Source organism: Xanthobacter versatilis, from assembly GCF_043193975.1.
Taxonomy (GTDB): domain Bacteria; phylum Pseudomonadota; class Alphaproteobacteria; order Rhizobiales; family Xanthobacteraceae; genus Xanthobacter; species Xanthobacter autotrophicus_E.
The window spans coordinates 17,701-36,027 of record NZ_JBAFVB010000006.1; the positions used below are offsets into that span (position 1 = coordinate 17,701).

Below are 18,327 nucleotides of genomic sequence, written 5' to 3' on the forward strand. Positions count from 1 at the left end.
GGCGGCCATGGATCAGGGCACTGCACTCAGGACCCTCATCGTCGCCGGCCTTGTGGGCGCGGTGATCGCAGCCCTCGCCATCGCCTCAGGCAGGCCTCACGAGCCGACTGTCACTATCAGCAGCGTGAAAGCAGGGAACGTCTCCTCGGCCGACCTCAAGAGCTGCGCCACGCTGGACATGGCCAATCCCATCGATCCGCGCTGCGCCGCGCTCTGGGAGGCGAACCGCCGCCGCTTCTTCGGCAAGCCCGTGGACGGAGCGGCGCCATGAACGACGTGGGCGTCATCGACACCTTCCTCAACACCTTCACCAGCTACATCGATTCCGGCTTCGGCCTGATCAAAGGCGAGGTGACGGGCCTCTCCTCCATCCTCATCGCCCTCGACATCACGCTCGCCGGCCTGTTCTGGGCCTGGGGCGCCGACGAGGACGTGATGCGCCGGCTGGTGCGCAAAACCCTCGCCATCGGCTTCTTCGCCTGGATCATCGGCAACTTCAACACGCTCGCGAAGATCGTGTTCGAGAGCTTCGCCGGGCTCGGCCTCAAGGCCGGCGGCTCCGCCATCAGCACCACAGAGTTCCTGCGGCCGGGGCGCCTTGCGGAAATCGGGCTCACCGCCGGCCAGCCCCTGCTCGATACCGCGAGCCAGCTCACGGGGCCGGTGGCGCTCTTCGTCAATGCCGTGCAGATCGCCGTGCTCCTCGTTTCATGGCTGCTGATCCTGATCGCCTTCTTCATCCTGGCGGTGCAGCTCTTCGTCACCCTCATCGAGTTCAAGCTGACGACGCTCGCTGGCTTCGTCCTCATCCCCTTCGCTTTCTTCGGCAAGACCGCCTTCCTCGCCGAGAAGGTGCTCGGCAACATCGTGGCCTCCGGCGTCAAGGTGATGGTGCTGGCGGTTATCGTCGGCATCGGCTCGGGGTTGTTCTCTCAATTCACCACCTCCTATGGCGATGCCCAGCCCACCATCAGCCAGGCGCTGGCAGCCGTGTTGGCCGCGCTGGCGCTCCTCGGGCTCGGGATCTTCGGGCCGGGAATCGCGACAGGCCTGATCACCGGCGCGCCGCAGCTGGGCGCAGGCGCGGCCGTCGGGACCGGGCTCGCCGCAGGCGGTGCGGCGCTCGCGGGAGCCGGCGCCGCCGGCCTCGCGTTGCGGGGGGCCGGTGTTACGCTCTCCGGAACGGCCGCGGCGGCCCGTGCTGGCGCGAGCCTCGCCGGAGGAGCCGCATCCGCCTACAGCGCGGGAACTGCCGGTCAATCCGGGGTGTCTGGCGTCGCGGGTGGCCTTGGTCGTGTCGCACGCGCTGGGGCAGCGGCGGCAACCTCTCCCCTGCGCGGTTCAGCCGCCGCGTCGCCCGCCTCCGGGGCCGCTGCCACCTCGTCGAGCGCTCCGGCCTCTTCCGGTGATGTTCCCGAGTGGGCCCAGCGCATGCGCCGCTCCCAGCAGATGGCCCACGGCATCCAGACCGCGACCCATGCGGTGCGGTCTGGCGACAGCCACGGCGGCGGCTCCGCAATCTCCCTCTCCGAAAGCGATCGCTGATGACGCACTTCAAGCGACCATCGGTCCATTACGGCCGATCTCCCGAGCCCGAGACGCCCTATCAGCGCGCGGCCCAGGTCTGGGACGACCGCATCGGTTCCGCCCGCGTCCAGGCCAAGAACTGGCGCCTCATGGCCTTCGGTTGCCTCGCCCTCTCCGCCGGCCTCTCCAGCGCCCTGGCGTGGCAGGCCCTGAGCGGCTCTGTGGTGCCGTGGGTCGTCCAGGTGGACAAGCTCGGTCAGGCGCTGGCAGTGGCACCCGCTGCGGCGGACTTTCGCCCCTCCGATCCCCAGATCGCCTTCCACCTCGCTCGCTTCATCGAGGAGGTGCGCAGCATCTCCGTCGATCCGGTCATCGTGCGCCAGAACTGGCTTAGGGCCTATGCCTACACGACGCAGGCCGGCGCCGTGGCCCTCAACGATTACGCCCGCGCCAACGATCCCTTCGCCCGGGTCGGCAAGCAGCAGGTGGCGGTGGAGGTCTCCAGCGTCATCCGCGCTTCGCCGGACTCCTTCCGCATCGCCTGGACCGAGCGCCGCTACCAGGACGGCAGCCTCGCTGACACAGCCCGCTGGAGCGCCATCCTCACCGTCGTGGTGCAGGCGCCACGAGACGCCGAGCGCCTCAGGTCCAATCCCCTCGGGATCTACGTCAACGCCATCAACTGGTCGAAGGAGCTCGCACAATGACGACGGCCATCCGCACATCCGGGAGGCCGGCTTTCCGGGCCCTCTCCTTTCCGGCTTTCCGTAAATCCGGCTTGCCGCTTCTCCTCATTTGCACTTCCGCGCTCGCTGGCTGTGCCACCGTGCAGAAGCCGCCGGAGATCGAATACGACGATGCCCCGCCCGCTGTCTTCAAGGCCGAGCCGCCCGGACCGGTGCGCATCGTCGAGCTGCCGAAGCCTTTGCCGCTGCCGGGCCAACTGAAGCCGGTGGGCAAGGATGGCAAGGCGGAGCCCGAGTCCGCGGACCCGACGGCCCGAGTGAACCAGGCCAATGCCGCCGCCCGCGTGCAGCCGGTGCGCAACGGCTTCATCAACTCCATGCAGGTCTATCCCTTCGTGGATGGCGCTCTCTATCAGGTCTATGCCGCGCCCGGACAGGTCACCGACATCGCCCTCCAGCCCGGCGAGCAACTGGTGGGGACGGGGCCCGTGGCGGCCGGCGACACCGTGCGCTGGATCATCGGCGACACGGAGAGCGGGGTAGCGGGCGGGAAGCAGGTCCACATCCTGGTGAAGCCCACGCGGCCGGACCTCACCACCAATCTCGTGATCAACACCAATCTGCGCACCTATCACATGGAGCTGCGCTCCACTGAGAAGACCTACATGGCCTCGGTCTCCTGGCAGTACCCCCAGGATCAGCTCATCGCCCTCAGACGCCAGAATGCCGAGGCGCAGGCGGTACAGCCTGTGGCCACCGGCATCGACCTGACCAAAGTGAACTTCCGCTATGAGGTGACCGGTGACCGGGCGCCATGGCGGCCACTGCGCGCCTTCGACGACGGCCAGCAGGTATTCATCGAGTTTCCGCGTGGGATCGCCCAAGGCGAGATGCCGCCGCTCTTCGTGGTCGGCCCGCAGGGCGACACCTCCGAGCTCGTGAACTATCGCGTGCGCAGCAGCTACATGATTGTAGACAGGCTGTTCGCCGCAGCCGAGCTGCGCTTCGGTGCCGATAAGGACCAGAAGCGCGTGCGCATCTCCCGCACCGACGGGAGGCCAGTCCTATGAGCGGCAATGAATCCGGGAAGGAGAAAGGGCTGGGATCGGCTGGCGATGACGGCGCTCGACCGCTGACGGGGGAAGCTGTGGCCGCGATGCGGCTGCGGCCGGAGCCGCCGCGGGTGACCCGCCTGTCCCGAAAGGTATTGGCCGGGCTGGGGCTGGTTGTGGGCCTCGGGATCGGCGGGGCGCTGATCTACGCCCTGCAAGCGCGGAAGGACCACGGCCCGGGACAGGAGCTCTATGCCACCGACGTCAAGGCGACGCCGGACGGGCTCGCCGGCCTGCCGAAGGACTACACCGGCATCCCAAAGCTGGGGCCACCGCTGCCGGGGGATCTGGGACGGCCTATTCTCAATGCGCAGACCGCGGTTCAGCCGACGATGCCGGCCATGGGAGGCATGCCCAATCCCGCGCTGAGCCCCGAGGAGCAGCGCCAGCAGCAGGAGAGCGAGGCAGCGCGGACCGGACGGCTGTTCGCCCAGACCAACACTCGGCCCGCAAGCCCGGCGGTGGCCCAACAGGCGGGAGTCACTTCAGCGTCAGCGGCGCCGGCCGCCGATCTCAGCAGCCTCGGCCTTGTGCCGCAGGCGGCGACGCCGACGGCCCAGGAGCGCCAGCTTGCCTTCCTGAACCAGGCCGTGGACCGGCGCACCGTGTCGCCCGACCGCGTGGCGGCTCCTGCCTCCGCCAACATCCTGCAGGCCGGCGCCGTCATCCCCGCGGCGCTGATCACCGGCATCCGGTCCGACCTTCCAGGCCAGATCACCGCCCAGGTGACCGAGAATGTCCATGACAGCCCGACGGGTCGGATTCTCCTGATCCCCCAGGGCACCCGCATCATCGGCCAGTATGACAATGGCGTCGGCTTCGGCCAGCGCAGGGTGCTCCTCGTCTGGAACCGCCTGATCTTCCCCAATGGCCGGTCCATCGTGCTGGAGCGCCAGACCGGAGCCGACGCGGAAGGCTACGCCGGCCTCGAGGATGGGGTCGATTATCACTGGGGCGAGCTGTTCAAAGCCGCGGTGCTCTCGACCATCCTCAGCGTCGGGGCAAGCGCCGGGACGTCCGGCAGCGATAGCGACCTCGTGAGCGCTTTGCGGGAAGGCGCCTCCGACAGCATCAGCCAAACCGGCCGGCAGATCGTCCAGCGCCAGCTCAACATTGCGCCGACCCTTACCATCCGGCCGGGATTTCCGGTGCGGGTGATCGTCACGCGCGACCTCGTTCTTGAACCCTACGGAGGCTGATATGACGAAGTTGAAGCTCGGCCAAATCCCCGACGACAAGCCGGTGAAGATATCATTGGAGGTGCCCGCCAGCCTGCACCGCGACCTCGTCGCCTATGGTGAAATCCTCGGCCGCGAAAACAATCAGTCACCGACTGACCCAGCCCGCCTGATCGTCCCGATGCTTGAGCGCTTCATTGCGACAGATCGCGGTTTCGCGAAGGCCCGGCGTTCGGCTCATCTCAATCGTGCGCGTGGGATATCGTAGGGCTCGATCCCGAGGAGCGAGCCATCGCCCGTGCAAGGCTGAGCAATGTCCGAAACGCCGGATTGTCGTTTTTCGGCGACCAAGCGGCATAGAACCGGAGCACCTCGCCGCGCAGAGAACGATAGGTCACACCGGGGACCTTGACCAAATTTTCGGATTCTATGACCAACGTTATTCCGCGGCCGGACGCGACGAGATTGAGAAGCTTATATCGCCCAACTCGTTGAGCCTCGACACGGGGCTCGCATTCGACTTCACGGAATTTGCGAATGACATAGTCTTGGATTCTCATCCCAGATGCAGTGTCTCGGATAAGAATTTTCTCAGAACTGAGATCTCGCCATGTCAACGCGTCTTCGGCGGAGAGCGGATGGCCTTCAGGCAATGCCACAAGGACCTGTTCCGACCAAAGATAAACCGTATCGCATTCCGGCCAATCGGCCAATCCGATGACAAAAGCGATATCAAGCTGAAATTGGCGAATGGAATTGATGTGATCGTGTGCTTCGCCGTCGATGAAATCGATGTGAACAGATCCATATTTTGCATCATATGTTCGAAATAGGTTCGACAGGAAACCAGACGAAAGTGAAGAAAACAGCCCCACTTTGACGTATCCGTCCTCGGCACGGCCAATGGCGGCCACCTCCGCCGCTCCATCGCGAATGTGGTCCAACGCATGGCGGACCCGATGGAGAAAGCGTTGTCCGGCTATGGTCAGGTTGATCCCTCCAGGGTGTCGCAAGAACAGGGAGGCCCCGACCTGATCCTCAATGTCCCGGATCCGCCGACTGACGGAGGATTCTTGCACTCCGAGTGCCGCTGCCGCCTTCCGAAAGCTCCCATATTCGGAGGCAGCAATTAAATATCTGAGGTAGCGGATTTCAATTTCCGCATTTGTATTTGACATATGGAACGCTCTCCATTTTAATAGTTGCATATAATACGTAATTCCTATTTTAAATTATGAGTAGCAAATATAATTTACATGGAAATCAATAGCCGCGTCATTGCGGATAGGATTGAGGGAAATCGCGACCATCTCATATAAGTGATGACTTTAAGCCGGGCCATGCTAATGAGAGGCGCCCCCAACCAAATAAGATCGTCATTTATTCGCGCGCAGCTGCCCTCCTCCGTCGTTCCAAGCACCGTATTGTCACTATCAAACTGGATACCTGGCAATGACGGACGTCCTCATAGGCAATGGAAGAATCTATTATCATTAAAATGATATATAATTTTCTAAAATTTATATTAATTACATAAATTATAAATATTAATAGTCTTTTTCTATTATGTGAATATTTCCATCCAATTTACGAATTGTCATCTGAAGGCGAGATGTGATTGTTCGGAAAAACATTCCACTTTGTTGACATTTTTTATAATTATCGTCTGTCTTCATTTTGAGCGCTTCTCCTGCTGCTTGCCCAATGGAGCTCATTTCAAGCCATGCCTTGTCAACATCGATACCGACCGATCTAGCAGCAGCATCCGCCGCACGCAGAACCTGTTGCGCCTCGGCTAAAGTAATTGTTGGCTTAAAATTAGGTTCCGCTTGAGCATTATATGCTTCTGAACATCCACGAATCGCAAAATACATACCATACATAAACTTCAAATGACTAACGGCCTGTCCTCGCAAATCGGCCGGAGTAGGGTTCGTCGATTGGCCAACCTCTGCAAAAGATGAGTCGATATAAGACCCACAAATGACAATAAAAACAAATATTGCGACGGGTATTTTCTTCATGAAATATTCTCGTACCAAGATGTTTTTGATAGTTTGCGATTTTTCATTCACTATCACGTCATGTTTCCCCATCGCGGTAGCCAAGCAAACGTAGTGCATTGAACACCACCACCAGCGTGGATCCCTCGTGCGCCGCCACGGCAGGGCCGATACCGAGGCCAAATACCGTCGCCGGAACCAGTAGCGCCACCACTCCCAGGCTTATGAACACGTTCTGAAGGATGATGGAACGCGTACGGCGGCTCAGCCCGACCGCGAACGGGAGATGACGCAAGTCGTCCGCCATGAGTGCGACGTCCGCGGTCTCCAACGCCACATCGGATCCGGCGGCTCCCATGGCGATGCCAACCGTGGCATTCGCCATCGCCGGCGCATCATTGACCCCATCGCCGACCATCGCGACTTTGGCTTCCTTTTGCAGCTTTTGAATCGCCACGACTTTGTCCTCGGGGAGGAGGTCGCCCCAAGCTTCGTCCAGCCCTAAATCCTTGGCGATGGCGTCGGCTACCTTCTGGTGATCGCCCGAGATCATGAGCATCCGAGTGATGCCGAGATCGCGCAGCCGCTTGAGCGCATCGCGAGCGGCTGCGCGGGGCGTGTCCATAAGGCCGATGGCTCCGAGATCCCGCTCACCAAACCGCACCGCCATCGTGGTGCGCCCGGCGTCTCGTAGCTTCGCGATCGATGCCTTCACGGCCGGAGTGAGCGGGGGAATACCTTCTTCCCCGAACATCTCAGCCTTGCCGAGCCAGACCGGCTGTCCGGCAAATGAAGCGACCACGCCGCGCCCGGTGAGGCTTTTGAGATCGGTCGCCTCCTCTATGTCTCTTCCTTCCAGCTGGGCAAGCCCGTCGCGAACGATTGCAGCGGCCAGCGGGTGATCGCTGAGGGCCTCTACTGCGACCGCAACCGAGAGGAGCTCATGTTCCGAAACCCCTTCGACCGCCACGACGTCGGTGATGCGCGGTTTGCCCTCCGTCAGCGTTCCCGTCTTGTCAAATGCGATAGCACTCAGCGAGCCCAGATTCTCCAGTGGCGCGCCACCCTTCACCAGCACGCCGCCACGTGCCGCTCGCGCGACGCCGGACAACACCGCGCTCGGCGTGGCGATGGCCAAGGCGCAAGGACTTGCGGCGACGAGTACCGCCATGGCACGATAGAAGCTTGAGCTGAATGGCTCGTCCACCACCACCCAGGCGAACAGAAGGAGGATCGCGAGCGCCAGCACCACGGGCACGAAGATACGTTCGAATGTCTCAGTGAACCGCTGGGTCGGTGATTTTTGCGTTTCCGCCTCACTCACCATTTTTACTACCTTTGCCAGCGCCGTATCGCTCGATAAGCGCGTCGCCTCCACCTCAATGGCGCCGGCACCGTTGATTGTTCCCGCAAAGACCCGCGAGTCAGAGCCAACCGTGTCTGGCCGCGCCCGTGCCACAGCAATGTCGTCAACCGAGCGCTTGTCCACCGGTATACTCTCGCCGGTGACAGGAGCCTGATCGATGGCGGAGGAGCCCTTCACCAGGAAGCCGTCGGCAGGTAGACGCTCGTTAGGGCGGACCAGCACCACGTCGCCGATCACAAGTTCCTCTACGGAAACCTCCAAGATGCCATCAGCGCGGCGCACCGTGGCCGTGCGTGGAGCGAGCTTGGCCAGGGCCTCGATCGCCTGCTTGGCGCGGCCCATGGCATAGTGTTCCAATGCGTGGCCTAGGCTGAACAGGAAGAGCAGCAGCGCGCCTTCCGCCCATGCGCCAAGCGAAGCCGCGCCCGCAGCCGCTACCAGCATCAGCGTATCGATCTCGAACTTGCGCAGGCGCAGATTGTCTATCGCTTCGCGGACCGTGTAGAAGCCGCCAAAGAAATATGCCCCAACGAAACACACGATGGGCAGCCAGCCGGGTGCGGCCGGTAATAGCTTCTCGATGGCAAAACCGACGACGAGCAGCGCGCCGCAGGCAAGAGAGAAGATTAGCTCAGTGTTCGGTCCGAAGATCCTGCCATGGGCATGATCGTGCTCCCCTTTTCCTTCCTTATGTTCTGACCTGGCATGCGTAAACATGACTGACCGATGATCATATCTAGCGTGAGAGGGCAGCCTATCCAGCCGTAGCGCGGCCGCATCCCTCGCGGCGATAACCCCCATTTGAACGAGGGCGTTTCGGATTTCCTGCTCTGTTACCGCCTCGCGGTCGAATTCGACGCGTACGAGATCAGATGCACTGGCTTCGGCCTCCAATACCCCGGAAAGCTTACGCAGTTTCTCGGCAACGGTGCGCGCACGCCGTTCATGGGTGATCCCTTCCACCTGCCAAATCGCGTGACCGAACCGCTCGGTAATCTGCGCGCCAACGCTTTGGGCAAGTTCCCGGATGCGAGGTAAGCCGATTACCGTCGGGTCATAGTGGAGGCAGAGCTGCGCCGACTCGCCGCCAGCGACGTGCACATACTCAATGCCCGCGCGCTCCTGAAGCTCCGAAACGAGCCGACTCACACAGGAGTCTACAGCGTCGGGCACGTTTGGCAGAAGGATTGGAATGTCCAGTCGAAGCTTCTCGATCATCTTTGTAAGCTCCCCAGATTCACCAGCATCGCCCAACCCGACATCTGACAATAAAGACACCTTAGGGTTTTAATTCTGACTTGGATCTATCGCCGCCCTTCTTGGCTGCAGCAATGATTGCAACGAATTCATCGTGTCTTCCATCATGGTCACGGACGTATTCGGCAATCTCGAGTGCCGCGGACTGTTCGCACCACTCTACGATACGTGCTTGCTCACGATCTCGGTCGAATTCATAAAGTTGCCGAATTGCCTGCAGCGCACCCGCTCGCGCCATGTCAGCTGAACGGCGGACTACAAAGATCGATTGGTCAGCGGGCAACTCACCAACCACCTCTTGGCGTATATGATAGGTCAATCGAGATATATCACCATATTTTCCTGACGACCTCTCGGTTACATCTGGTATAAACTGAGAGCAATATATTGTAATATTCTGTATAAAAAACGATCTAGTCAATATTGTTTCCAATATTTCGTTTCCATTAGCGGATCTGATATCGATACATAACATATAAATACATGCGAAAAATGCACATATAGATAATTTTTCTTTCACTATTTGTATCATTGCGTTAGTCCCAAGCTCGCATGCATTGATCATATTGAATTTTGCAATGAGTAAGCTCGTGCGGCCTGAAAGACCTATTTTTGTCGTAACATGAAGATTTATTCTTTGCACAAAACAATTTATGCTCTCCGACATTTGAATGTTCACAGCCTATTGCCGACGTTTGTGAAGTTTGCGCAGGCAGATAAAATGGGGTGAATTGCGTGCCCGCGGCGAAAGCCGCTCCGATGCAAATGCTATTTAACGCGATGCAAATGCACGCTGTAAAAATCGCCTTATTCATGATTTTACCTCCAAAAATTGGAATTTAGATGGATGAAGAGGGGCGAATATTCGTCCCTCTTCCTTCTTAATGACTCGGCTTAGCGCACCGCGCGATCGTTAAGCCACGGCGAGGGCGAGGGAATGAAGGTCCCTGGGGTAGGCGCCTGAGGGCGGCTCATCTGCACCTTAGGCGAGCCGCTCGTTGTCCCAGAAAGACGGCCGCCGGGATAACTTTCCTGCTGCACGTCAAGGAATTCATGTCGCTCTTGCTCCTCCACGCCGAGCGTCGACGGATACGGCTCTGCGAAAGCCGTAAGCGGAGGGAGGATGAAACTAAGAGCAAGGACATAAATCTTCATGATTTAACCTCGAATGTCGAATTAAACTTGATTTATTTCATTTGTTTTCAACATTCGCGTAGCGAGGAGGGGGGATTTCTACGCCTAGGCCGACACCACTACGGGTCTCGTTCGCCCATTGCCCGCACACTCTCCACTCTGGGGGCCCCGACGACGCACCTTCATCGAAGGGGGAGACGTGCGGGCAAGCGTGGCACTCGCACCGCACCGCAGCGCAGGCCGGATTGCGGGTGTCTTCGTCACTCTGATGGTGGTTTTCATCCGTAAATGCGCTCGCTTCTAATGACATCGCGCTCGCGTTCCAGGAATACCCCGGAATACACAAGACTACGATCAGCATGAGACTTAGCAAAATGCTTCGGATAAAGCCTCTCACACCGCCTCTCCCTCTTGATCGAAACGACCGAATATTGAATTCACCGGCTGGATTCCATAGTGCGTTGCTCGGACGGAACATCGCGCGTCTGGCCGGAACGGATAGATGTGCTGCGACCATGGGGCAACGGGTGAGTAACCCCGAGTTGGACGTCTCGAAAATCGTGCCTCTGCTTCTCACGATATGTCTTCGGTCGCGGATCGAGTGCCAGTGCCGGCGACGCGATGCCGAACACGAGCACGCACAAGGTGCCGCGGGCAACGTAGTTCCACACAGTACTTTTCATGACACACTTCCTTATGGGGTGGTGAACTTGGCCTGACCGGACTTGCCGGCCGGGGTTTTAATGAGCAGCGTGACCGCCGTGCCCTTGACGATGGTTGATGGCGCCTTGCCGGCCAGGGTCTGACCGCCTGCGGTAAGCTGGATAGTCTTGCGATCGGCGCCGGAGGCCAGCATGGCAGAACCGGTAAAGCCGGCGGTATCGACCGGCTTGCCTGCCTCATCGACTACGTGGAAGGTCAAGGTCTCGCCCGAGACGACAAGTTCGGCATGGACGCCGGCGACGTCTTCCAAGGGGCCGCCATTGGGACCCTTCTGCGCACCATGGGCATGCTGGGCGAGGGCGGGCCCAGCGGCAAGCAGGCTGAAAGCGACGATCAGGCTCTTAAGCACGGGTCTTTCTCCGATTTTGGGGCTAGGGGGATGGGGCTTCGGCCTGCGCCTCGGGGGAGGCCGCTGGCCTGGTCTCGCGCCGGAACAGCACGTAGAGCGCTGGCAGCACGAGCAAGGTCAGGATGGTGGAGGAGATGATGCCGCCGATGACCACGGTGGCGAGCGGGCGCTGCACCTCCGCGCCCGGGCCGGTGGCGATGGCCATTGGCACGAAGCCGAGCGAAGCGACCAGCGCCGTCATCAGCACCGGGCGCAGGCGTGTCAGGGCGCCGTCGCGCACCGCCGTCACCACGTCCCGCCCTTCCGCCCGCAGGCGCTGGATGAAGGCGATAATGACGAGGCCGTTCAGCACCGCCACGCCCGAGAGCGCGATGAAGCCGATGCCGGCGCTGATGGAGAGCGGCAGGTCGCGCAAGATTAGCGCCGCGATGCCCCCCGTGAGCGCCAGCGGCACGCCGGAGAACACCAGCAGCGCATCCGCTACCGAGCCGAAGCTCATGAACAGCAGCAGGAAGATGAGCAACAGCGCGATGGGCACCACGATGGCAAGGCGCTGTGTGGCCGAAACCAGCTGTTCGAACTGGCCGCCCCAGCCGATCCAGTAGCCTTCGGGCAGCTTCACCTTATCTGCCACCTGGCGCTGGGCGTCGGTGACGAAGGAGCCGAGGTCGCGGTCGCGCACGTTGGCGCTCACCACGATGCGCCTTTTGCCGTTCTCCCGGCTGATCTGGTTCGGGCCAGGGGAGACCGTGAGGTTGGCGATGGCGGACAGCGGCACGTAGCGGATCTGCCCGCCAGATCCCGGGACCCAAGCGGCCTGGACTGGCTTGGCCTCATCGCTCGCCGCAGGGGGAAGCGGCACCGGCAGCGCGCGCAGGGCCTCGATGTCGGTGCGCAATTCCTCCGGCAGGCGCACCACGATGTCGAAGCGGCGATCGCCCTCGAACAGGGCGCCGGCCTCGCGGCCGCCCACCGCGATCTCCACCAGCTCCTGCACGTCGGCGACGCTTACCCCGTAACGGGCCATGGCCGCTCTATTGAGGGCGACCGTCAGCATCGGCAGGCCGGAGACCTGCTCGGTCTTCACGTCGGCGGCGCCCGGCACCGCCTGGAGCACGCTCTGCACCTGCCCGGCCACCTGCAGCAGCATGTCGAGGTCGTCGCCGAAGATCTTGACGCCCACATCGCTGCGGATGCCGGAGATCAGCTCGTTGAAGCGCAGCTGGATCGGCTGGGAGAGTTCGTAATTACTCCCCGCCACGCCCTCCGCCGCCTTCTCGATGTCGGTCATCACCGCGCTCTTGGACTTGCCGGGGTCCGGCCATTCGGCGCGTGGCTTCAGCATCACGTAACCGTCGGAGATGGAGGGCGGCATTGGGTCGGTGGCAACTTCCGCCGTACCGGTGCGGGCGAACACCTCCTTCACTTCCGGCACCTTCAGCAGGCTCTTCTCCAGCGCCTGCTGCATCTCCAGCGACTGGGTAAGGCTGGTGCCCGGCACCCTGAGCGCCTGGATCGCCGCATCGCCCTCGTCGAGGCTCGGAATGAACTCGCCGCCCATGCGGGAGGCGGCAAGGCCACTCGCAACCACGAGGCCGGCCGCGGCCACCGCCACCACGGCGCGGTAGTTGATGGCGGCATCGAGCAACGGCGTATAGAAGCGCCGCGCCCCGCGCATGATGACGTTCTCGTGCTCGGAGACCTTGCCCGTTACCAGCAGCGCGATGGCCGCCGGGATGAAGGTCATGGAGAACAGAGCCGCGCCGGCCAGCGCCATCAGGACGGTGATGGCCATGGGCGTGAACATCTTGCCCTCCACCCCCGTTAGGGTGAGCACCGGCAGGTAGACCACGGCAATGATCATGGTGCCGAACAGGCTCGGCCGGATCACCTCCTTGGAGCCGGCGAGGATGGTCTCGAACCGCTCGGCGCGGGTCAGGAGCCGGCCGCGCCGATGCTGCTCTTCCGCCAGCAGGCGTAGGCAGTTCTCGACGATGATGACCGCCCCGTCGATGATGATGCCGAAGTCGATGGCACCAAGGCTCATGAGGTTGGCGCTGACACGGTTCTCCACCATGCCGGTGATGGTGAAGAGCATGGCGAGCGGAATGACGAAGGCCGTCACCAGCGCCGCGCGGAAATTGCCGAGCAGCACGAACAGCACCACCACCACCAGCAGCGCGCCTTCCAGAAGGTTCTTCTCCACCGTGGCGATGGTGGCTTCCACCAGGTGTGAGCGGTCGTAGACGGCACGGGCGATGACGCCTTCAGGCAGCGAGCGGGAAATCTCCTCCAATCGCGCGGCGACACGCTGGGCCACGGTGCGACTGTTCTCGCCGATGAGGAGCATGGTGGTGCCCAGCACCACCTCTTCTCCGTTCAGGGTCGCCGCGCCGGTGCGCAGCTCACGCCCCTCGCGCACCTCGGCAATATCGCCTATCCGCAGCGGCGTGCCGCCCCGGCTGCCGATGACGATCTCGCGGATCTCGGCGGCGTCCGCCACCTGGCCCGGCGTGCGCACCAGATACTGCTCGCCGTTGCGCTCGATATAGCCGGCGCCCACGTTGGCGTTGTTGGCGGCCAGCGCCGTCATCACCTCGCGGAACGAAATGCGATTGGCCATCAACCGCGCCGGATCGGGCAGCACATGGAACTGCCGCTCGAAACCTCCGATGGTGTTCACCTCCACCACCCCCGGCACGGTGCGCAACTGCGGCTTGATGATCCAGTCCTGGATGGTGCGTAGGTCGGTGGGGCTGAAGGGCTGGCCGTCAGGCTTCTTCGCCCCGTCCCTGGCCTCCACCGTGTACATGTAGATCTCGCCAAGGCCCGTGGACACCGGCCCCATGGCGGTCTCCACCCCCAGCGGAAGCTGGTCCTTCGCCTGCTGGATGCGCTCGTTCACCAACTGGCGGGCGAAGTAGATGTCGGTGCCATCGCGGAACACGACCGTCACCTGGCTGAGGCCATAGCGGGACAGCGAGCGGGTGTATTGCAGGCCGGGCAGGCCGCCCATGGAGGTCTCGATGGGAAAGGTGATGCGCTGCTCGGTCTCCAGCGGCGAGAAGCCGGGCGCCGAGGTGTTGATCTGCACCTGCACGTTGGTGATGTCGGGCACCGCGTCGATGGGGAGGCGCGTGAAGTTCCAGGCCCCGAAGGCGCCGATGGCGAGGCAGAACATGACCACCAGCCAACGCTGGCGGATGGAGAAGGCGAGGATGGCGTCGATCATCGCGCCCCCTCCTGAGCCTGAGCTTTGCCTGCCTCACGGATGCGGGCGAAGCGCTCCACCGGCGTAACGAAAACCACTCCGTCACCGCGGTGTCCGGTCCACCCAGCGCGCGTGAGGGTCGAGATCACTGCCTCCACGACGCCGGCACGGCAGACGATCTGCAACTGGAGATGGCGCTGGTAGGTGAGGTCGTATTCGCTCGCCACATAGGTGCCGCCGGCACCGCGGCCGCGACCTTGGCCGCGCGCTTCGGTGAAGGTAAATCCCGGGAATTCAGGTAGCTCGTGCAGGGCTCGCACCACGCGCCCTTCAAGATGAGGATGAATGAAGGCAGTGACGAGCCGCAGGCCGTCGTCCATCGCGCCGGGGGACGCCTCAGTGCTCATGGCTAGCGCTCCCTTTGGCGAGTTCCGCCTTCACCACGAAGCTGTTTCGCGCGGCGTAGACATCACCGGGCATGAGCCCGAACAGCACCTCGGCCCATTCCGCATCGCGATCACCGATCTCCACATCGCGGGGGGCGAACGCGTCACCGTCGCGCACGAACACGACGGTGCGGTTGTCGATGGTCTGAAGCGCGCTGGTTCGGACCGCGAGATCCACCGGCTTCTCAGTCAGGGTGATGGTGCCCACGGCGAACAGGCCGGGCCGCAGCCGCATGCCGTCGTTGGGAATGACCGCCCGCGCCAGCGCGGTCTGGGTGTCGGCTGATCCGATGGGCGAGACATAAGCCACTCGGCCGTCGATGACCTGCCCACCGTCCTCCGGATCGATGGCGACGGTGTCGCCGGCACGCACCCGTGGAAAATCGCGGCGATAGACGGAGAGATCCACCCATAGAGTCGAAAGGTCGGCCACCACGAAAGCCGGCTTCTGTTCGGAGGCGTATTCGCCAAGCCCGACTTGCCGGTCCACCACCGTGCCGGAGATCGGCGCCTTCATGTCGTAGGTGGTGAGGCTCTGGTTGCTTTCGACGACCGCGAGAACGTCGCCCTTGGCCACCTTGTCGCCGATCCGCTTGCGGATCTCCCGGACGATGCCGGGAAAGCGCGGGGTTACCTGGACCACGTTTTCCTGATTGGGCTGGACCAAGCCATTGAGGCGTAGCTTCTGGCGAAGCGTCCCGGGGCTGGCCGTCTCCAGGCCGATGCCGGCAGCAGCAAGCCTGGTGTCGTCCAGTTCCACCCCGCCCTCGGCATGTCCGCCTCCCTCTTCTCCATGCCCACCCTCCGCACCATGTCCGCGCTCAGCGGCTAGGCTGCCCGAAACGGGAGCGTTGCGGTCCTGGAATGCGTACAGCGCCCCCGCGCCGGCCAGCAGGCCGATGAGGAGCATCGCCACGTCGCGTCGCGCCGTGCGGCTCATTTGGCTTTTCCTTTGTTGAGATTCACCGGCCGACCCGTCAGCCCTTCGAGGGTGGCGAGTGCGGTGTGGAACGAAACCAGCGCATCGAGCTCGCGCAGGGCGGCGTCGGTGAGGGTGGACTGGGCGTCAAGCAGTTCCAGGAGCGTGTAGCGGCCTTCGGAATAGCCGGTCTCTACCCCCTCGAAGGCAGTCCGCGCGCCTGGAATGGTGCTGCCGCGCAATAGCGCTATTTCGTCGAAGGCCGCCCTCATCCCGTCATGGGCCCGGCCAAGCTGGGAGATGAGGGCATTGCGGGCGATGGCTTCCTCCGCTTCGGCCCGCAGCATCTGTTCGTTCGCCTCGGCGATGCCGCCGTCATTGCGGTCGAACAGGGGGATCGGCATGGACAATGAGAAGCGCATGCCGCTGTCAGCGGTCTCGTTGTAATGCCGGTAGCCGACCCCCAGGGTCACGTCCGGCACCGACTTGGCCTGTGCCGAGCGCAGGTCCGCCTGCCGCTGGGCGCGCAGGGCGGTGAAGCGGGTGAGCTGCGGATTGCCCAGCGCCTGCTTGACAAGCCCCGGCAGTGGCGGGGGGGCGCTGACCTTCAGCAGGTTGCCGGTCGCCCGCCCGAACCTTGCCTCCTGAAGGCCCATGAGCAGCGCGAGTTCCCGCCGCGCGGTGCCGAGCGCAGCGCGGGCTCGGTCCAGCTCCACCCGGGCGAAATCGGCGGCGACACGGGCGCGGGAAATCTCGGCCGGGGAGGAAGCGCCGGCCTGGACGCGGTTCTGCAGCAAGGGAGCGAGCCGCTGGATCGCCGCCACCTGCGTCTCAAGAATCTGGGCGCGCTGCTGCGCCCCGAGCACGGCGGCGAAGGCGGCGGCGGTATCCGCCAGCACCTGCAGGCGGATCGCCTCCCGCTCCCAGCGCGCCACGCCGACCCCGGCGCCGGCGGCCGCCAGCCGCGCCTCGCGCTTGCCGCCCAGCTCTACCAGTTGGCTGATCTGGATCGTCTGCTCGGCAAGGTCCAGCCCCTGGTAGGAGCCCGAGCCCGCCGCATTGTCCACCTCTAGGGAGAGGTTGGGGTTGGGCAGGGCCCCGGCCTGGGTATTGCGGCCGGCTGCGATGCCGATGTCGCGTTCCGCCGCCGTGAGGCGCGGATTGGCGGCAAGGGCGCTGGCGAGGGCGCTTGTGAGGGTCAGCGGACGGGCGGTTTCGGCGCGCGTCTGCGACGCGTGAAGCAGCGCGAGCGCTGCCCCAAGCGCAAGCGCGAGGGCACGAGGCGACATGATCTGATCCAAAGTCTGATGGCGGATCGCCGACGCGGGGCGTCAGCGCGCGAGCAGAAGTCGGATCAGGCGCGCGGGGGGCGGATGTCTGCGGGAACGGAGCGGCCGGCGCTCAGGCGCGTGGGCGCTACCTCCGACGTGGATGGCAGACGCAGGGCCTCGCTTGCTGCCGGAGTATATGGCACCACCATGGAGCAGCCATGGCAGTCATGGTCCGAGGCAGGCTGGGGCTGGGCCGGGTCATGCGCGGCGCCGAACACCTTGGCATCCGTAGCGGCGAGGGAGGGGTCCGCAACGGATGCCTCGACGGGCGACAGGTCGGTGCTCGACACACCGACGCCCGTCAGCGTAACTGAGGTCCCAGCCAACTCTCCCAGAGCGCCGTCCACATCAAAGATGTGATGCGCTGCCAGTGCGCTTGCGAACGGCCCGGCCACAAGGCATGCCACCACGACGACCGACACGGCGCGGCGGAACGCCGGACCGGTGATCGACATGAGGACTTTTGCCAAGACGCGAAGCATGGACCATGAGAGACCCCAAGAGCCGCGATGTGTCAAGTCTTTCAGAAGCGCTGCGTCAGCGTACCCGAAAAGCTTGGGAGATCGCTTGAATTTCGGCCGATCCCAAGGTTTTCGCCCTGGCCGTTATGAAATTGACATTGTCCGTGATCGGAAAGCGTCTCGATCACCCTGCACTGTGCCACCTGGCCGTGGGCGCAGCCGTCGACCATGCGTTGAAGCTCCGCCTCCAGCGCCCTGAGCGCGGCGATGCGGCTGCGCACCTCGATCAGCCGCGCGCTGGCGATCTCGTCCGCCGCCGCGCACGACTGCTCGGGCCGGTCCTGCAGCGTCAGCAGGGTGCGGATAGCCTCGATGTCAAAGCCCAGCTCGCGCGCATGGCGGATGAAGGCCAGCCGCTGCAGGTGGGTGGCGCTGTAGAGGCGGCGGTTGCCCTCGGTGCGCGGCAGCGCCGGCATCAGGCCGATCTCCTCATAGAAGCGGATGGTGGGCACCTTCACCCCGCTTAAGCGCGCCGCCGCGCCGATGGGCAGGAGGTCGGGAAAATTTTCGGACGACGGGCCGGACATTGGGGCTTGCTCCTCTAGTGACTAGAGCATCTAGGAT

Annotated in this window: 17 protein-coding genes; 6 read left to right on the forward strand and 11 right to left on the reverse strand. The window is 63.0% G+C overall.

Annotated features, from left to right (window positions below):
- Nucleotides 1-7: 7 nt before the first annotated feature.
- Genes trbK-alt through V5F66_RS13060 form a run of 6 tightly spaced genes read left to right on the forward strand, consistent with a single transcriptional unit; the run spans nucleotide 8 to nucleotide 4,771 of the window.
- Nucleotides 8-271, forward strand: a complete 264-nt coding sequence (gene trbK-alt / locus V5F66_RS13035) for a putative entry exclusion protein TrbK-alt (RefSeq protein WP_394094008.1) — start codon at nucleotides 8-10, stop codon at nucleotides 269-271.
- The gene (gene trbL, locus V5F66_RS13040) at nucleotides 268-1,545 is read left to right on the forward strand and encodes a P-type conjugative transfer protein TrbL (protein WP_394094009.1); all 1,278 of its coding nucleotides are present in this window, start codon (nucleotides 268-270) and stop codon (nucleotides 1,543-1,545) included. The genes trbK-alt and trbL overlap by 4 nt, the downstream gene beginning before the upstream one ends.
- On the forward strand, nucleotides 1,545-2,234 hold the full coding sequence (gene trbF / locus V5F66_RS13045) for a conjugal transfer protein TrbF (RefSeq protein WP_394094010.1): 690 nt from the start codon (nucleotides 1,545-1,547) through the stop codon (nucleotides 2,232-2,234). The genes trbL and trbF overlap by 1 nt, the downstream gene beginning before the upstream one ends.
- Complete coding sequence (trbG, locus tag V5F66_RS13050; RefSeq protein WP_394094011.1) at nucleotides 2,231-3,283, forward strand: P-type conjugative transfer protein TrbG; 1,053 nt, start codon at nucleotides 2,231-2,233, stop codon at nucleotides 3,281-3,283. The genes trbF and trbG overlap by 4 nt, the downstream gene beginning before the upstream one ends.
- A complete protein-coding gene (locus V5F66_RS13055; protein WP_348841901.1) occupies nucleotides 3,280-4,524 on the forward strand; it encodes a TraB/TrbI/VirB10 family type IV secretion system protein in 1,245 nt (414 codons plus the stop codon). Before trbG ends, V5F66_RS13055 begins: the two co-directional genes overlap by 4 nt.
- A gap of 1 nt (nucleotide 4,525) precedes the next feature.
- Nucleotides 4,526-4,771 carry a DUF2274 domain-containing protein gene (locus V5F66_RS13060; protein ID WP_348841902.1) on the forward strand — a complete coding sequence of 82 codons (246 nt, stop codon included), beginning with the start codon at nucleotides 4,526-4,528 and terminating at the stop codon, nucleotides 4,769-4,771.
- Here V5F66_RS13060 and V5F66_RS13065 read toward each other — a convergent pair.
- The 11 genes from V5F66_RS13065 to V5F66_RS13115 all read right to left on the reverse strand — a co-directional run bounded on the left by V5F66_RS13065 (nucleotide 4,746) and on the right by V5F66_RS13115 (nucleotide 18,290).
- Nucleotides 4,746-5,681 (reverse strand): LysR family transcriptional regulator, encoded by a 936-nt coding sequence (locus tag V5F66_RS13065; protein WP_348841903.1) that lies wholly within the window; start codon nucleotides 5,679-5,681, stop codon nucleotides 4,746-4,748. The genes V5F66_RS13060 and V5F66_RS13065 overlap by 26 nt on opposite strands.
- Nucleotides 5,682-6,050: 369 nt before the next feature.
- Nucleotides 6,051-6,527: a hypothetical protein gene (locus tag V5F66_RS13070; RefSeq protein ID WP_394070233.1), complete on the reverse strand. Its 477-nt coding sequence runs from the start codon at nucleotides 6,525-6,527 to the stop codon at nucleotides 6,051-6,053.
- Nucleotides 6,528-6,585: 58 nt separating this feature from the next.
- Complete coding sequence (locus V5F66_RS13075; protein WP_348841905.1) at nucleotides 6,586-9,090, reverse strand: heavy metal translocating P-type ATPase; 2,505 nt, start codon at nucleotides 9,088-9,090, stop codon at nucleotides 6,586-6,588.
- Between the two features lie 61 nt (nucleotides 9,091-9,151).
- Nucleotides 9,152-9,796, reverse strand: coding sequence for a hypothetical protein (locus tag V5F66_RS13080; RefSeq protein ID WP_348841906.1), 645 nt, complete (start codon nucleotides 9,794-9,796; stop codon nucleotides 9,152-9,154).
- A gap of 1,161 nt (nucleotides 9,797-10,957) precedes the next feature.
- Nucleotides 10,958-11,335 carry a hypothetical protein gene (locus V5F66_RS13085; RefSeq protein WP_149577669.1) on the reverse strand — a complete coding sequence of 126 codons (378 nt, stop codon included), beginning with the start codon at nucleotides 11,333-11,335 and terminating at the stop codon, nucleotides 10,958-10,960.
- Between the two features lie 22 nt (nucleotides 11,336-11,357).
- Nucleotides 11,358-14,567: an efflux RND transporter permease subunit gene (locus V5F66_RS13090; protein WP_149577668.1), complete on the reverse strand. Its 3,210-nt coding sequence runs from the start codon at nucleotides 14,565-14,567 to the stop codon at nucleotides 11,358-11,360.
- A complete protein-coding gene (locus V5F66_RS13095) occupies nucleotides 14,564-14,953 on the reverse strand; it encodes a P-II family nitrogen regulator (RefSeq protein ID WP_149577667.1) in 390 nt (129 codons plus the stop codon). The genes V5F66_RS13090 and V5F66_RS13095 overlap by 4 nt, the downstream gene beginning before the upstream one ends.
- Nucleotides 14,943-15,932 carry a divalent metal ion exporter adaptor subunit IhpB gene (gene ihpB, locus V5F66_RS13100; protein WP_348841907.1) on the reverse strand — a complete coding sequence of 330 codons (990 nt, stop codon included), beginning with the start codon at nucleotides 15,930-15,932 and terminating at the stop codon, nucleotides 14,943-14,945. The genes V5F66_RS13095 and ihpB overlap by 11 nt, the downstream gene beginning before the upstream one ends.
- Nucleotides 15,929-17,200 (reverse strand): TolC family protein, encoded by a 1,272-nt coding sequence (locus V5F66_RS13105; RefSeq protein WP_149577665.1) that lies wholly within the window; start codon nucleotides 17,198-17,200, stop codon nucleotides 15,929-15,931. Before V5F66_RS13105 ends, ihpB begins: the two co-directional genes overlap by 4 nt.
- Before the next feature lie 65 nt (nucleotides 17,201-17,265).
- A complete protein-coding gene (locus V5F66_RS13110) occupies nucleotides 17,266-17,697 on the reverse strand; it encodes a hypothetical protein (protein WP_149577664.1) in 432 nt (143 codons plus the stop codon).
- A 68-nt stretch (nucleotides 17,698-17,765) separates the two neighbouring features.
- The gene (locus V5F66_RS13115) at nucleotides 17,766-18,290 is read right to left on the reverse strand and encodes a MerR family transcriptional regulator (protein WP_394094012.1); all 525 of its coding nucleotides are present in this window, start codon (nucleotides 18,288-18,290) and stop codon (nucleotides 17,766-17,768) included.
- Nucleotides 18,291-18,327 lie beyond the last annotated feature (37 nt).

What these genes read in the sequence shown, in the direction of transcription:
- trbK-alt (WP_394094008.1), top strand. Translation starts at nt 8, where the DNA reads ATGGATCAGGGCACTGCACTCAGGACCCTCATCGTCGCCGGCCTTGTG.
- trbL (WP_394094009.1), top strand. Translation starts at nt 268, where the DNA reads ATGAACGACGTGGGCGTCATCGACACCTTCCTCAACACCTTCACCAGC.
- trbF (WP_394094010.1), top strand. Translation starts at nt 1,545, where the DNA reads ATGACGCACTTCAAGCGACCATCGGTCCATTACGGCCGATCTCCCGAG.
- trbG (WP_394094011.1), top strand. Translation starts at nt 2,231, where the DNA reads ATGACGACGGCCATCCGCACATCCGGGAGGCCGGCTTTCCGGGCCCTC.
- V5F66_RS13055 (WP_348841901.1), top strand. Translation starts at nt 3,280, where the DNA reads ATGAGCGGCAATGAATCCGGGAAGGAGAAAGGGCTGGGATCGGCTGGC.
- V5F66_RS13060 (WP_348841902.1), top strand. Translation starts at nt 4,526, where the DNA reads ATGACGAAGTTGAAGCTCGGCCAAATCCCCGACGACAAGCCGGTGAAG.
- V5F66_RS13065 (WP_348841903.1), bottom strand. Translation starts at nt 5,681, where the DNA reads ATGTCAAATACAAATGCGGAAATTGAAATCCGCTACCTCAGATATTTA.
- V5F66_RS13070 (WP_394070233.1), bottom strand. Translation starts at nt 6,527, where the DNA reads ATGAAGAAAATACCCGTCGCAATATTTGTTTTTATTGTCATTTGTGGG.
- V5F66_RS13075 (WP_348841905.1), bottom strand. Translation starts at nt 9,090, where the DNA reads ATGATCGAGAAGCTTCGACTGGACATTCCAATCCTTCTGCCAAACGTG.
- V5F66_RS13080 (WP_348841906.1), bottom strand. Translation starts at nt 9,796, where the DNA reads ATGTCGGAGAGCATAAATTGTTTTGTGCAAAGAATAAATCTTCATGTT.
- V5F66_RS13090 (WP_149577668.1), bottom strand. Translation starts at nt 14,567, where the DNA reads ATGATCGACGCCATCCTCGCCTTCTCCATCCGCCAGCGTTGGCTGGTG.
- V5F66_RS13095 (WP_149577667.1), bottom strand. Translation starts at nt 14,953, where the DNA reads ATGAGCACTGAGGCGTCCCCCGGCGCGATGGACGACGGCCTGCGGCTC.
- ihpB (WP_348841907.1), bottom strand. Translation starts at nt 15,932, where the DNA reads ATGAGCCGCACGGCGCGACGCGACGTGGCGATGCTCCTCATCGGCCTG.
- V5F66_RS13105 (WP_149577665.1), bottom strand. Translation starts at nt 17,200, where the DNA reads ATGTCGCCTCGTGCCCTCGCGCTTGCGCTTGGGGCAGCGCTCGCGCTG.
- V5F66_RS13110 (WP_149577664.1), bottom strand. Translation starts at nt 17,697, where the DNA reads ATGTCGATCACCGGTCCGGCGTTCCGCCGCGCCGTGTCGGTCGTCGTG.
- V5F66_RS13115 (WP_394094012.1), bottom strand. Translation starts at nt 18,290, where the DNA reads ATGTCCGGCCCGTCGTCCGAAAATTTTCCCGACCTCCTGCCCATCGGC.